Source organism: Pseudoalteromonas sp. H103, from assembly GCF_001469205.1.
GTDB classification, from domain to species: domain Bacteria; phylum Pseudomonadota; class Gammaproteobacteria; order Enterobacterales; family Alteromonadaceae; genus Pseudoalteromonas; species Pseudoalteromonas carrageenovora.
This window is the reverse complement of the sequence record NZ_LOFG01000012.1, coordinates 451,609-465,820: the sequence shown is the minus strand read 5'-3', so window position 1 is coordinate 465,820 and position 14,212 is coordinate 451,609. Positions and strand designations below refer to the sequence as shown.

Annotated in this window: 17 protein-coding genes; 13 read left to right on the top strand and 4 right to left on the bottom strand. The window is 39.6% G+C overall.

The window, feature by feature from the left end:
* Positions 1–27: 27 nt before the first annotated feature.
* Complete coding sequence (locus tag ATS74_RS09400) at positions 28–819, bottom strand: crotonase/enoyl-CoA hydratase family protein (protein WP_058548633.1); 792 nt, start codon at positions 817–819, stop codon at positions 28–30.
* Between the two features lie 344 nt (positions 820–1,163).
* Between ATS74_RS09400 and ATS74_RS09395 the strand changes: the two genes are divergently transcribed.
* Genes ATS74_RS09395 through ATS74_RS09385 form a run of 3 tightly spaced genes read left to right on the top strand, consistent with a single transcriptional unit; the run spans position 1,164 to position 2,853 of the window.
* Positions 1,164–1,484, top strand: a complete 321-nt coding sequence (locus ATS74_RS09395) for an HI1450 family dsDNA-mimic protein (RefSeq protein ID WP_058548632.1) — start codon at positions 1,164–1,166, stop codon at positions 1,482–1,484.
* Between the two features lie 43 nt (positions 1,485–1,527).
* Positions 1,528–2,340 carry a DUF481 domain-containing protein gene (locus tag ATS74_RS09390; protein ID WP_058548631.1) on the top strand — a complete coding sequence of 271 codons (813 nt, stop codon included), beginning with the start codon at positions 1,528–1,530 and terminating at the stop codon, positions 2,338–2,340.
* Positions 2,341–2,364: 24 nt separating this feature from the next.
* On the top strand, positions 2,365–2,853 hold the full coding sequence (locus ATS74_RS09385; RefSeq protein ID WP_058548630.1) for a hypothetical protein: 489 nt from the start codon (positions 2,365–2,367) through the stop codon (positions 2,851–2,853).
* Positions 2,854–2,891: 38 nt separating this feature from the next.
* On the opposite strand, the gene ATS74_RS09380 is transcribed toward ATS74_RS09385, so the two are convergent.
* Positions 2,892–3,377, bottom strand: coding sequence for an FKBP-type peptidyl-prolyl cis-trans isomerase (locus ATS74_RS09380; protein WP_058548629.1), 486 nt, complete (start codon positions 3,375–3,377; stop codon positions 2,892–2,894).
* A gap of 12 nt (positions 3,378–3,389) precedes the next feature.
* Entirely contained in the window at positions 3,390–4,301 is a 912-nt protein-coding gene (gene ygfZ / locus ATS74_RS09375) for a CAF17-like 4Fe-4S cluster assembly/insertion protein YgfZ (protein WP_058548628.1), read from the bottom strand.
* Between the two features lie 164 nt (positions 4,302–4,465).
* On the opposite strand from ygfZ, the gene ATS74_RS09370 reads away from it, so the two are divergent.
* Together ATS74_RS09370 and ATS74_RS20100 are read left to right on the top strand one after the other, a co-directional pair.
* The gene (locus ATS74_RS09370; RefSeq protein ID WP_058548627.1) at positions 4,466–4,717 is read left to right on the top strand and encodes an FAD assembly factor SdhE; all 252 of its coding nucleotides are present in this window, start codon (positions 4,466–4,468) and stop codon (positions 4,715–4,717) included.
* Positions 4,718–4,772: 55 nt separating this feature from the next.
* Entirely contained in the window at positions 4,773–5,129 is a 357-nt protein-coding gene (locus tag ATS74_RS20100) for a hypothetical protein (RefSeq protein ID WP_058548626.1), read from the top strand.
* On the opposite strand, the gene nadB is transcribed toward ATS74_RS20100, so the two are convergent.
* Complete coding sequence (gene nadB / locus ATS74_RS09360) at positions 5,104–6,714, bottom strand: L-aspartate oxidase (protein ID WP_058548625.1); 1,611 nt, start codon at positions 6,712–6,714, stop codon at positions 5,104–5,106. The two genes, ATS74_RS20100 and nadB, sit on opposite strands and share 26 nt — an antisense overlap.
* Before the next feature lie 246 nt (positions 6,715–6,960).
* Here nadB and rpoE point away from each other — a divergent pair, with 246 nt between their 5' ends.
* The 8 genes from rpoE to era all read left to right on the top strand — a co-directional run bounded on the left by rpoE (position 6,961) and on the right by era (position 14,203).
* Entirely contained in the window at positions 6,961–7,542 is a 582-nt protein-coding gene (rpoE, locus tag ATS74_RS09355; protein ID WP_058548740.1) for an RNA polymerase sigma factor RpoE, read from the top strand.
* Between the two features lies 1 nt (position 7,543).
* A complete protein-coding gene (locus ATS74_RS09350; protein WP_058548624.1) occupies positions 7,544–8,161 on the top strand; it encodes a sigma-E factor negative regulatory protein in 618 nt (205 codons plus the stop codon).
* Positions 8,162–8,165: 4 nt separating this feature from the next.
* Positions 8,166–9,116: a MucB/RseB C-terminal domain-containing protein gene (locus ATS74_RS09345; RefSeq protein ID WP_058548623.1), complete on the top strand. Its 951-nt coding sequence runs from the start codon at positions 8,166–8,168 to the stop codon at positions 9,114–9,116.
* A 19-nt stretch (positions 9,117–9,135) separates the two neighbouring features.
* On the top strand, positions 9,136–9,585 hold the full coding sequence (locus tag ATS74_RS09340; protein WP_058548622.1) for a SoxR reducing system RseC family protein: 450 nt from the start codon (positions 9,136–9,138) through the stop codon (positions 9,583–9,585).
* 276 nt (positions 9,586–9,861) lie between these two features.
* The gene (gene lepA / locus ATS74_RS09335) at positions 9,862–11,649 is read left to right on the top strand and encodes a translation elongation factor 4 (protein WP_058548621.1); all 1,788 of its coding nucleotides are present in this window, start codon (positions 9,862–9,864) and stop codon (positions 11,647–11,649) included.
* Between the two features lie 16 nt (positions 11,650–11,665).
* Positions 11,666–12,601: a signal peptidase I gene (lepB, locus tag ATS74_RS09330; protein ID WP_058548620.1), complete on the top strand. Its 936-nt coding sequence runs from the start codon at positions 11,666–11,668 to the stop codon at positions 12,599–12,601.
* A gap of 2 nt (positions 12,602–12,603) precedes the next feature.
* A complete protein-coding gene (rnc, locus tag ATS74_RS09325; protein WP_058548619.1) occupies positions 12,604–13,281 on the top strand; it encodes a ribonuclease III in 678 nt (225 codons plus the stop codon).
* Positions 13,271–14,203 carry a GTPase Era gene (gene era / locus ATS74_RS09320; protein WP_058548618.1) on the top strand — a complete coding sequence of 311 codons (933 nt, stop codon included), beginning with the start codon at positions 13,271–13,273 and terminating at the stop codon, positions 14,201–14,203. Before rnc ends, era begins: the two co-directional genes overlap by 11 nt.
* Positions 14,204–14,212: the final 9 nt, after the last annotated feature.

Below are 14,212 nucleotides of genomic sequence, written 5' to 3'. Positions count from 1 at the left end.
GTGCGCGCCATGCATTGGGCGTTAGTCTTACCAGCGCTTAGCATTATTGTAAGTTATATCAGTTTTCCCTTTAGCTTTAGCTATCGCTTTTTTAGTGTTTGGGTTTAGCAGTAATCGCACTTGGCTAAATGTTTCTTTAGCTAATATTTTACGTTGATTAAGCTTATAGCTTTGCTGTGTTATACGTTTAATTGCAGCTAATGTATCTGGCGAGCGCTCAAGCAATGTGTTTAACATGTTGTGTGTTGCCGTTTGTGTATCGTCGGTGAGTTGAGTAACTAACCCTAATTGTTCAGCTTGCTGAGCACTAATTGGATTTGCATGACTGGCAAGCCATTGTGCATGATCGCGCTTTACAAGGCCACTTAGTACTACATTTGCACCCATATCAGGGCAAAGTCCCCAGCGGGCTTCCATAATGGCAAGTTTTGCATTGTTATTAACAATTCTGTAGTCGGCTCCTAAGGCTATTTGTAATCCTCCACCTAAGCAGTTGCCATCTATTTGTGCAATAACCGGTACACTTAACGATTGCCAGCCTAAAACAGCCTTTTGAGCTAGGTTTTGATTACCCGGTAACCACTTAAATAGTAGTTTTACAATGTTAAAGGGGGAAGCCATAACGCCTGCTACATCAAGCCCTGCACAAAAGTGTTCACTTTCGCCTTTAATGATTACAGCTCTAATACTGCGATCTTGTTTGATGTTATTGATTGTTTTTTTTAATTGTACAAACATTTCAAAGCTTAGGGCGTTTTGTTTTTGTGCCCTGCAAAGTGTGACAGTAGCAATATTATTTAGTTTTTCTAATTTTATCATGGTTACTCCTCTGACCTCTTTTGAGCTTAAGTTTTTATAAGCGTTAAGTACATATTTATAAAAAATAAATTGAATTATTTAGTGATCCTTTAGTCATAATTAATTAATTTAGCGAGTATCTACTTTTATTTATTGGTATTGTTTTTAATGGTTTATTTATAGCAATAAATATAATTAATGCAGTTATTCAAGGTGTTAGGAAGTTCCTTAAGTAATGAATTTATTAAATGCTGAATCAAGCATGACTCGGTAACAAAAAAATCTGTTTTTTAAGCGTATTTTTCTCAAACTTGTTTCTAGTTTTGATATTATGACGCCACTTTAAAGCTTAAGGTTAAGCAATTATGTCGGGTCCACGTTTATACACAGAAGAAGAAGCTACTCACCAAGCCTATGATATTTTTTTAGAACTGGCGCCTAATAACCTTAGCGATAAAGACGTTGAGGACTTTAATGAATACCGAGAAGAGTTAGGATTTATTGAAGAAGGTGAACCTGATGACCAATGGCAAGACTTTGTAGCGCTTGAAATAGAGCCTGAACACTTTATTCAGGTATTAGTAGGTTTAGAGTTTGAAACCGACGATGTGTTATTTGCAAAAATTTTAATTAGCCGTGATAAAGACGCACCGTTTTGTCATATTTTATGGAAAGAAACAGCGTAAGCATTGCGCTTACTTGTTTTAATTGTGTATCAGAGAGAGTTCTGTGCGTAAGTATTTATTTTTAATTCTTTTAATGATTAGTAGCCCTAGCTGGGCAGTTGATCCGTTTGAGGATTTTCATGAATATGGCAAGCTTTCAGATGAAGAAATTCATGAGTTACACAAAGGCGAAATGTTTTATGGTGATACCGAGTTTGGCTTAATTTTAAGTAAAGGTAACACCAACTCCACAAGCTTTAAGCTCAAAGGCAACTTGTATCAAGACTTTGAGAAATGGCGAAATCAATTCAAAATAGACTCCCTTTATAAGCGCGACCAAAATGACGATACGGGTACAACCGATGTAACCGCAAATCGTATATTTGTATCTGCTCAGGGTAACTACAAAGTAGGTGTTAAAAACTCTTCACTTTTTATTTATGGCGATTATGAAGAAGATGAATTTAGCGGCCTTGATTTTAAAAGCACGATAGCAACCGGTTATGGCGCGCGGGTATATCAGGGCGTAAAAAATAAAGTTGATATTGATGTTGGGCCTGGCTTGTATCGCTCAGTTGCAGATGATGAATCTGAAGTGAGTGAAGATGAGCAAAACAAAACAGGTTACTTAGTCCGTGTTGCTATGCAGTGGGAGCGATTAGTTTCAAAACGAACTCGTTTTAACCAAGATGTAAGTATTGAGCAATCACTTTCTGGGTTAAACTCTCGTTTAAAATCAGAAACTGCGCTCATTAGCCAAGTTATTGGTGCGGTATCACTTAAGTTTGCTTATATGTATCGTTATAATTCAAAGCCAGAAGACGATAACCTCAAATACGACTCAGAGTTGAGTGCCACCTTGGTATACAGCTTTTAATATTTTTTTATTTTAGAGATAACTATGTATCAGCATAAGCAGTACGCGGTGTTTATATTTTTTGTATTGGCATGGATTGGCGGTTTTGTTGCTCTGGCGTGGAATTTAATAGGTGCTGATGCTCCTTTGATGATATTTGCCGGTATTTTAGTGCTGGTGGGTTTCTTATTTCATGGCTTAACAATTAAAGTAAATGATAGCGCTATTAGTTGGGCGTTTGGCCCAGGCGTAGCAGGGCAAAGTGTTGAGTTGAGTGAAATCACTGAAGCAAAAGCGGTTCAAAATTCTTACAGGCATGGTATTGGTATGCGCATTACGCACGATGGCTGGGTATATTCTGTGTCGGGTTTTAGTGCAGTACAATTAACGCTAAAAGATGGCACTATGTATCGCTTAGGAACTAACGATCAACAAGGTTTATTAAGTGCCCTTAAACAAAATGATGTACCCATGGCACAGCCCGAAAAGCAACAAAGCGAGCCCAAAGTGGTTAAGCGAAATAATATGATATAAAAAAAGCGCCTTAGGCGCTTTTTTTATAAGTATTTAGATTAATGGTCGTGACCACAACCACCTTCGCCATGAACGTGGCCATGAGCCATTTCATCTTCGCTAGCGTCACGTACTTCTAAAATTTCTACATCAAAGTTAAGTGTAATACCTGCAAGCGGGTTATTACCATCTACAATAACTTCTTCATCTTGGATGTCGATGATCATTACCGATTGGTCGCCATCATCAGTTGATGCACGAAATTGCATACCTACTTCAATTTCCATACCTTCAAACATTGATTTAGGTACTGCTTGCATTAAATGGTCGTGGCGCTCGCCGTAACCATCTTCAGGTTCTACTTTTACGCTTAGCGTATCGCCAGCTTGCTTACCTTGTAACGCGTTTTCTAGGCCTGAAATTAAGTAGCCAGTGCCAACAATAAAAACTAGCGGTTCACCACCGAACGAGTTATCAATACTATTGCCATCATTATCCATTACTGAGTAATGCATTTTTACTACTTTATTTGCCGCAACGATCATAGTCATTCCTATTTATTCATCTTCAAGAGAGTATGGTAGAGGCAGAATGCTTAGCTCCACCTGAGGTGCGTGTTTTGCACGAAGTACCTGAGTTACATCGGTATCGTTAGGCAACACAACAAGGCCCGTTAATTTATTAGATTGCTCATCAAAGCTTTGTGCAATCAGTTTACCTGCACGTCGCCAGTTTTCACCTAGTTGGGTTTCTAAATCAAGCTCTTCTAGTAAGCCTTCGCTTTGCCCAGAAACGATATACATGGCACGTTTGTTTTTACCTAGGTATTTCATACGGGCAACGGTTTCCTGGCCCGTGTAGCAACCTTTTTTAAAACTAATACCGCCAATGGCTTGTAAGTTCACCATTTGTGGTACGTATTCACCTACCGCGTCACTGCTTAATTGAGGTTCGCCAGCAAGCATTGCAGCTTGCTGCCAAAGCGCTTCGTTATCAAGCGTTGATATGCTATCGGGCATGCTAAATTGGCCATCTACCATTAACAGTACACGGTTAGGGGCTAATTTAAGTGCTTTGCCATTATTAAAGTCACACGCGTTTGTATCGTCTTCAAAATGAATACCAAGGTGTGTAAGTACATCACTAAGGTCATCGCCAATTAAACCGATTAAACGTTTAGAGCACTCGCTAATTTCAACTTTAGCAAATACAGCGTACTTTTTAAGCTCAGCTAACGACTTTTCTACTTCGGCTTCGCTACCTGCTAGGTAATAGCTATCTTGATAAGAAAATAATTTAAATACGCCCCAAAGTTTACCTTTAGCGCTGCAATGGCCAGCCCATAAATAATTACTGCTGGTTAATTTATTGAGATCTTGAGTGATTTGCCCGTGCAAATAAGATAATTTATCAGCACCACTGAGGCTAATAAGCTGATGAGATAACGGACATGCATAAACGCTCGACATAAAAACCTTCTTTGCAATACAAATGAAGTGACATAATAACGCAGTTGTTACGTATGGTACAGGCAAGCAACTATAACGATTAGTTTATTATTTAATGAATGATTAATAGCTGCTAAGTACACCTGATTTTGGTAAACTCAGGTTAATTAAGTATGAGGTTTAAAATGGTTGAAATTCATAGTAAAGCACGTATTCGTTGGGCTTGTCGTCGTGGCATGTTAGAGTTAGACGTTTTGTTTATGCCGTTTGTAGAAGAAGCATACGACTCGCTTAATGCAAAACAACAAGCTATTTTTCAGCGTTTACTAACGCAAGAAGACCCTGATTTATTTGCATGGTTTATGGGCCATGAAGAATGTAAAGATGAAGAACTAAATAGCATGGTTTCACTCATCTTAGACCGAGTTCGTGTATAGATTTACAGTTACAAATAATAAAGCAGACCACAAACCGATTGTGGTCTTTTTTTGCGTGCTTAGCTTACTACTTTGTATGTTTTTAGACGCGGCGTTAGCTATGCTATTTTGTGTGATTATAAATGCGATAGCTGCCTATATAGTTTGGCGAAAAATTTTAGCGATACATCCTATACAGGGCGTAATAATTTTAGAACCTAAGCTTTTTAGGTTTGAAGGCGAAACGCTAAAAGTGCAGGGTGAAATAACTCAAAAGAGTCGTTTTTATGGCAATAGTATATGGCTGCATATAAAGGGCTTTAGCGAACACCATTGGCTAATAATTTCAGCCAATGGTGTTAATGCGCAAAGTTATGCACGTTTAAAACGCGCCACTTTAAATGCAATTAACTGCGCTTTGGAGTCAAAATAGTCGGTGTTGGGTTTTCATTTTGTTCAGGGTAGTCAATTGTATAGTGAAGGCCTCTGCTTTCTTTTCGCTCCATTGCACTTCTAATGATAAGTTCAGACACTTGTACTAAGTTACGAAGCTCAAGTAAATTATTACTTACTCTAAAGTTTGCGTAGTAATCGTGGATTTCTTGTTGCAGTAACTCAACTCGGTGCAGTGCTCGCTCTAAACGTTTAGTTGAGCGCACAATGCCTACATAATCCCACATAAATAAACGTAGTTCGTGCCAGTTATGGGTAATGACAATTTCTTCATCTGAGTTACTAACACGACTTTCATCCCAATTAGGAAGCGCCATAGGCTCTGGTGCTGTTTCAATTTTACTTAAAATATCTTTAGCAGCAGCATGAGCAAACACAATACACTCTAATAATGAGTTACTTGCCATGCGGTTTGCACCATGAAGACCGGTGTAAGCAACTTCGCCAACGGCATATAGGTTATCCAAATCGGTTTTACCGTTAAAGTCGGTCATTACACCGCCACAGGTATAATGCGCCGCAGGCACAACCGGAATTGCCTCTTTGGTTATATCAAGGCCAACACTTAAACATTTTGCGTAAATAGTTGGAAAGTGCTCAATAATAAAGTCTTTGTCTTTGTGGCTTATATCTAAATAAACACAATTAGCACCAAGGCGTTTCATTTCAAAATCGATTGCGCGAGCGACTATATCACGAGGTGCAAGCTCTTCACGCTCATCAAAGTCTTTCATAAAACGGGAGCCGTCAGGGCGTTTTAAATAAGCACCTTCGCCGCGCATTGCCTCGGTGATTAAAAAGTTTTGCAGCTCTGGGTGATAAAGGCTAGTAGGGTGAAATTGGTTAAACTCCATATTGGCCACTTTACAGCCCGCGCGCCATGCCATTGCAATACCATCACCGCTTGAAACATCAGGGTTAGAGGTATATAGATATACTTTACTTGCACCACCTGTAGCTAAAGCCACAAATTTAGCCGTAATAGTTTCTACTTTTTTAGCTTTTTTGTTCCATACATACATACCATGGATATGCGACCCTGGTTTATCGGCGCTTTTATCAGTAATTAAATCAATTGCATTATATTGCTCAAGCAAGGTTATATTTTTATGCGCTTTTACTTGGCTAATAAGGGTGGTTTGTACCGCTTTACCTGTTGCGTCGGCTGCATGTAAAATACGGCGATGGCTGTGACCGCCTTCGCGAGTTAAATGAAATCTTTCTTTACCTTTACTGTCAAACTCCATATCAAAAGGCACGCCTTGGTCTATTAACCATTGTAGGCAGTCGTGTGCATTACTTGCAGTGTAATGAACAGCATCGCGGTCACACAGGCCGCCGCCAGCGTCGAGGGTATCTTCTACATGGGATTCTATACTGTCATTTTTTTTATCAAAAACCGCGGCTATACCGCCTTGAGCGTACAAGGTAGAACCTTCGGTAAGCGCTCCTTTACTGATCACGGTAACGTTACAATAATTAGCTAAAGACAATGCAAGCGATAAGCCTGCTGCGCCGCTACCGATAATAGCGACATCTGCAATGTGATGTTTATTTTGGTTCATGTCAGAGGTACTTTGCGGTTACAATGCTCAAATAGAGCAATATTTGTTTTTAATATCTGTAGTTGTATCATATTTGTCATATTACTACGTAGTGATTTTAAAGGCTTAGCGCCGTTATTTATCAACTATTTTATAAAAAAATAATATTAAGCAGAACTTTTTATTCATAAAGGGGTCAGAGTATTTGTGAACAATGACGACAATATGAATAACAAGCAAAAATCAGACATAGGAGTACCGGCTCGAATGAGCGAGCAGGAATTAGATTTAGTGCTAGTAAAAAGGGTCCAGCAAGGAGATAAAAACGCCTTCAACCTATTAGTAAAGAAGTATCAAAACAAAATTGCAGGTTTGATCTCACGTTATGTATCTAACCAAGGCGATATTGCAGATGTAGCACAAGAAGCGTTTATTAAAGCTTACCGTGCACTTCCTAACTTTAGAGGGGACAGCGCCTTTTACACGTGGTTATACCGTATTGCCGTTAATTGTGCTAAAAATTACTTAGTAGCCCAGGGGCGTAAGCCGCCAGCGAATGATATAGACGCCGAAGATGCCGAGTTTTACGATGGTGCAGATTCAATGCGTTCTAATGCATCTCCTGAAAACCTACTTTTAAGCGAAGAAGTACGCGCTGTTATTTTTAATACGATTGATAGTTTGCCTGAAGACCTTAAAACCGCGATTACCCTAAGAGAAATTGAAGGGATGAGCTATGAAGAAATAGCCGTGGTAATGGATTGCCCAGTTGGCACTGTACGTTCGCGTATATTTAGAGCCCGTGAAGCAATAGATAACAAATTAAACCCATTAATAGGCGAGTCTTAGTATGACAAAAGCACACGTTAGCAAGTTAGATAACGAAGCGTTATCAGCATTACTTGACGGCGAGCAACATTTAGCTGATGCAACAATTGCAGAGCAAGATGTAACTACGTTCGGTCGTTATGCGTTAATTGGTGATGCGATGCGTGCTCAAAAAAATAACAACGACATCCATATTGATATTAGCGATCGCGTTGCACTAGCGCTAGAAAGTGAGCCTGTATACGCTGATTTTTCTCAGCCTAAAGCAGCAAATAAGCCGCAAAGCTCAACCGAAAAAGACAACAACGTAGTTGCTTTTAATTGGCGTAAACCTGTTGCACAACTTGCTATTGCAGCAAGTGTAGCGATGTTTGCCATTGTAGGTGTAAACACCTTGCCACAAAGCAATAACGAGCAACAAAGTGAAATTCCATTACTGCAAACGACTCCGTTAACAGGTATGGCATCTCCGGTAAGTTACTCATCAGAGCCTGCCCTTGAAAATGCAGAGCAAGGTTTACGTGAGTTACAACAGCAACGTATTGGCGCGTTAGTTTTAGAGCACCAACGCCAAGCCCGAGTTGCGAATTCTTTAGAAACAGCGCAAACTAGCACCAAAGCGTCTGAGGAAAAAAACTAATTAAATGAAAGTAATCACTTTTGTTCTGTCGTTGGTCGTAAGCGTAAATGCCTTTGCCAACGACACAAATCCTGCCAAAGATTTATTACTTAAAATGGCGAATGCCGTTCACACCCGTAATTTTGACGCCTCGTTTGTGGTCGTTAAAGGTAAAGCAATGGAACCCTATCGATGGGTACATGCGCTTCAGGGCGAAACAGAACTTGAGCATTTAAGCTTGCTTAACGGCGCTGGTTTAGAAATGGTTCGTGTTGATAATCAAGTTACTTACTTTGAGCCGCAATCTCAGCCTTACTCTTTAAAAACAGACTCAATAGCGGGTCCAATTCCTGAAGTATTATTCAAAGATATCGAGCGCTTAAGTGCGCATTATGACTTTGTTTTAGGTGGAAAAGGGCGAATAGCTGGGCGTGCTGCGCAGCTAGTGCGAATAGAATCTAAAGACGAGTATAAATATAACTATTGGATTTGGCTTGATATGGAGTCGTCGCTTTTATTAAAAGCAGCGTACGTTAATCATGAAGGCGAAGCTCTTGAGCAGTTGCAGCTTACGCATATTAGCGTAACAGAGCAGCCTGCGGCTATGTTACTTGAAGTACTTAATCGTAATTTTCCAACGCCTTTACCAAATGATGCATTGAACAATAACGATAGCACGGCCACAAACTGGAAAATTAGTTGGTTGCCAGATGGTTTTGAACTTCTAAAATCAGACCGCCATAAGCTCGATTTAAATAATGAACTTACAGACTATTACCTGTTCTCAGACGGGTTTGTAGAAGTGTCGGTATTTATTCAGCGCCCATTACCGGGCAAGCGTTTAAGCGGTGCATTAACTTCTGGTGCAACGACTGTATATGTGCATAATGGCGGTAATTTCGATGTATCCGTTGTTGGTAATGTGCCAAGTATGACCGCAAAAGCAATAGCAGAGTCAGTAACCCGCGCATTATAAACGATTCGTAAGGATTGTTATGATAGAACAGACCCTCACAGTTGTGGCCCTCGATGGCCACACTGCACATTTAGAAGCCCAGCAAAAACAAGCTTGCGAAGGCTGCAACGGACGTTGTGGTTCACAAGTGTTTGGTAAGCTATTTGGCACGGCTAAAAAAACATTCCCCTTTAAATTTGAATCCCCCGTAGAGGTCGGTCAAAAAGTCACACTGTCTCTTGATGATAGCCATATGGTTAAACATGCTTTTGCTGTTTACATGCTACCGTTATTTTTAAGCCTGATTTTTGCTTTTATTGCAGCTCAGTTATTTATAGCTAGTGAAGGCTGGCAAATTTTAGCAGCGGTTTTAGGTGGGATAAGTGGTTATTTTATTGCTAAAACACGTGTTAAATCTCTTAAGCACGATATAAAAGTTATAAAAATTCATCCAATTAGTATTCCTTTAACGCAAATAGATGGTGATTGACGCCAATTAAATGTAAAATTGCCGTTTTATACCAAAGTAACTTGGAAATACAAGGAGCCGTGGTTTTTATAATTGTTTTACGCGAGGAAAGTTATTTAGGCTAAACGGCTCTAAATCAATGTTATTCAAGCTATAAAATAATTTTAACCCACCTTAAAAAGCGTAAGTTTAGTGTGAAAGTTATAAACTAAACTTGTGGCATCCTAAAGCAAGTATTTTCAAGTCACTTAGGTGTATGTACTTAGTCCATTAAAATAGAAGTTTAGAATCCAGTTTATGAAGCATATCCGTAATTTTTCGATCATCGCCCACATTGACCATGGTAAATCGACCCTTTCTGACCGTTTGATCCAAGTTTGTGGCGGTTTAACCGACCGTGAAATGCAGAAGCAGGTTTTGGATTCAATGGACATTGAGCGCGAACGTGGTATTACCATTAAAGCGCAAAGTGTAACGTTGAACTACAAAGCAAATGATGGTGAAACATACCAACTTAACTTCATCGACACGCCAGGGCATGTTGATTTTACTTATGAAGTATCTCGTTCATTAGCTGCGTGTGAAGGTGCATTATTAGTAGTAGATGCAGGCCAAGGCGTAGAAGCGCAAACATTGGCAAACTGTTATACCGCTATCGAAATGGACTTAGAAGTAATTCCTGTACTTAACAAAATTGATTTACCGCAAGCAGATCCGCTTCGTGTAGCTGAAGAAATTGAAGATATTATTGGCATTGATGCCTTAGACGCTGTGCAGTGTAGCGCTAAAACAGGTGTAGGTATTGCCGAAGTTCTTGAAATGATTGTTAAAGACGTTCCGCCACCAGAAGGTGATAAAGAAGCGCCTTTACAAGCACTTATTATTGACTCGTGGTTTGACCCATACCAAGGTGTTGTATCACTTGTACGTATTAAGCATGGTGAACTACGCGCGGGCGACAAAATAAAAATAATGTCAAACGAGCACGTTCATACCGCTGACCATGTTGGTATTTTTACCCCTAAGCAAACAAATACCGGTATTTTACGTACTGGCGAAGTAGGTTTTGTTATTGCGGGTATTAAAGAAATACACGGTGCGCCAGTTGGCGACACCATTACTCATCAAAAAAATGCAGCACCGCTTCGTTTACCAGGCTTTCAAAAAATTAAGCCACAGGTTTATGCCGGTATGTTCCCAATTGCATCTGATGAATATGAATCGTTCCGTGATGCACTAAATAAATTAAGCTTAAACGATGCGTCGTTATTCTTTGAACCAGAGAATTCGACCGCACTTGGTTTTGGTTTCCGCTGTGGCTTTTTAGGAATGCTACACATGGAAATTATTCAAGAACGTTTAGAGCGTGAATACGATATTGATTTAATTACGACGGCACCTACTGTAATCTACGAAGTAGTTACTAAAGAAGGTACTACTCAGATTGATAATCCATCTGATTTACCTGCGGTAAACGATATTTTAGAAATTCGTGAGCCAGTAGTAGAGGCTAATATTCTTGTTCCTCAAGAGTATTTAGGTAGTGTTATTACGTTATGTGTTGATAAGCGTGGTGTACAAACCAAAATGAGTTACCACGGTAAGCAAGTAGCTGTGACGTATGAGCTACCGATGGCTGAAGTGGTAATGGACTTTTTTGATAAGTTAAAATCAACAAGTCGTGGTTTTGCATCACTTGATTATAACTTTAAGCACTTTCAAACCTCAGACATGGTACGCGTTGATATACTTATTAACGGTGAGCGTGTTGATGCGTTAGCAATTATTGTACACAGAGATAGCGCTCAATCGCGTGGTCGTCAGCTTGCTGATGCGCTTAAAGAGCTCATCCCGCGTCAAATGTTTGATATTGCGATTCAAGCAGCTATCGGACAGCATGTTATTGCGCGTACAACGGTTAAGCAGTTACGTAAAAACGTAATAGCTAAATGTTACGGTGGTGACGTGAGTCGTAAGAAAAAGCTACTGCAAAAGCAAAAAGATGGTAAAAAACGAATGAAGCAACTAGGTAATGTTGAAGTGCCTCAAGAAGCGTTTTTAGCTATTTTGAAAGTTGGTAAATAAAAACAAAGGATTATAGATGGCTGGTTACTTTTCAGTTTTATTGGTGTTATTAACCTTAGGCTCAGGTTTAATATGGTTAATAGATCACCTGTTGTATGCGCCAAAAAGGCAAGAGCGTTTGGCTATAGCGCAAACCTCTGCTGGCAGCCAGTTAGATGAAGAAACAGCTGCACTAATAGCACCAGAACCAGTAATAACTGAAACTGCAAAGTCGATTTTTCCGATGATTGCAGCTATTACTATTTTTAGGTCATTTATTTTTGAACCGTTTCAGATTCCATCAGGTTCAATGATGCCTACTTTATTAGTTGGCGACTTTATTTTAGTGCAAAAATATTCTTACGGAATTAAAGACCCAGTTTGGCGTACTCAGTTAGTTGATATGGGTGAGCCAGAACGTGGTGATATTGTTGTTTTTAAATACCCGTTAGATGAAAGAGTTGATTATATTAAACGCGCAATTGGTTTACCGGGCGATAAAATTGTTTATCGCGATAAGCGTTTATATATTCAACCAAACTGTAAAGAAGGTGAAACCCAACAGGGTGAGCTTCTATGCAATGAATTCAATAAAATTGATTTTAAACTAATTAATGATAACGAATTTAAACAAGGCCAAATGTCGCTTGCACGTGTAAACGAAAATTTAACTACACTTAAGCACGACATTTTAATCAACCCACGCGCACCTGAAAGAAAAGGGCGTTACTATCAGCAACCAGGCACACCTTCAGATGAATGGACTGTACCTGCTGATCATTATTTTATGATGGGTGATAACCGCGATAACAGCCAAGATAGTCGCTTTTGGGGCTTTGTACCAAAAGAAAACTTGGTGGGTAAAGCTGTCTTTATATGGATGAGTTTTGAATTTGAAAATGGCCCAGATGATGTTTTACCAGGATGGGTTCCAACTGGTGTTCGTTTTGAACGCCTAGGTAATATTCAGTAACAATGAAAAAAAATGTAACAGAATTATATAATAGAATTGGCTATGTATTTGCTGATCAAGGTTTACTTGAACAAGCAATGACGCACCGCAGCCACAAAGGTCAACATAATGAGCGACTAGAGTTTTTAGGCGACTCAATATTAAGCTTTGTAATTGCCAATGCGCTTTATGCTAAATTTCCAAAAGCACGCGAAGGCGATTTAAGCCGTATGCGTTCTACGCTTGTGCGTGGCCAAACTCTTGCTGAATTTGGTCTCGAATTTGGCCTAGGCGATTACTTGCGCTTGGGGCCGGGTGAGCTTAAAAGTGGAGGTTTCCGCCGTGAGTCTACACTCGCTGACGCAGTTGAAGCCATTATTGGCGCAGTATTTTTAGATTCAGATATTGAACGCTGCGGAGAACTAATTTTAGCGTGGTACGAGTCTCGACTTGATGCTATTTCACCAGGGCTTAATCAAAAAGATCCGAAGACCCTGCTGCAAGAGTATCTACAAGCCCGTAAATTATCTTTACCGGGTTACACTGTTGTTGACACTAAAGGCCAAGCACATAATCAAACATTCACGGTTGAATGTATTGTTGATGGAATGGATAGCATAATTTCTGTTGGTAGCTCGCGCCGTAAAGCCGAACAAAAAGCTGCCGAAAAAGCATTGAAGATACTTAAAAATGAACCTTGATACCTTAATACAACCTCATGAAGGTGATGTAGATACATTTTGTGGAATGGTTGCCATTGTTGGTCGCCCAAACGTAGGTAAATCAACTTTACTTAATGAAATCATTGAGCAAAAAGTAAGTATTACCTCGCGCAAACCACAAACTACACGCCACCGTATTATGGGTATTCATACCGAAGGTAAACACCAAGCGGTATACATAGATACACCAGGTCTTCACGTTGAAGAAAAGCGTGCTATTAACCGTTTAATGAACCGTGCAGCGTCTAGTTCAATTGGTGATGTAGAACTTATTATTTTTGTTGTTGAAGGCACTCATTGGAATGCTGATGACGAAATGGTACTTAATAAGGTATCGCAAAGTGGTAAGCCGGTATTATTGGTTATAAATAAAATTGACCAAGTTAAAAACCGCGATTTAGTGCTACCTCACATGAAAGAGCTTGGTGACAAGTTTGATTTTGTTGGCATTATGCCAGTATCGGCAACACAAGGTAAAAACGTTGATTTGATCAAAGCAGAAGTAACTAAACGCTTACCTCCTTGTGAGTTTTACTTCCCTGAAGATTACGTTACCGATCGTTCTATGCGCTTTATGGCAGCAGAGGTTATTCGTGAAAAGCTAATGCGCTTCATGGGTGAAGAACTTCCATATTCTGTAACTGTTGAAATAGAGCAGTTTAAATGGCAAGAAAACGGTGTATGGCATATCAACGGGTTAATACTTGTTGAGCGTGAAACACAAAAGCGCATGGTAATCGGTAATAAAGGCGAAAAGCTAAAAACGATTGGCCGTGAAGCCCGTAAAGACATTGAAGAAATGCTCGACAACAAAGTATTTTTGGAACTTTGGGTAAAAGTTAAATCTGGTTGGGCTGATGACGAACGAGCACTTAGAAGCTTAGGTTACGGTGAAGACTAAACCAATAAG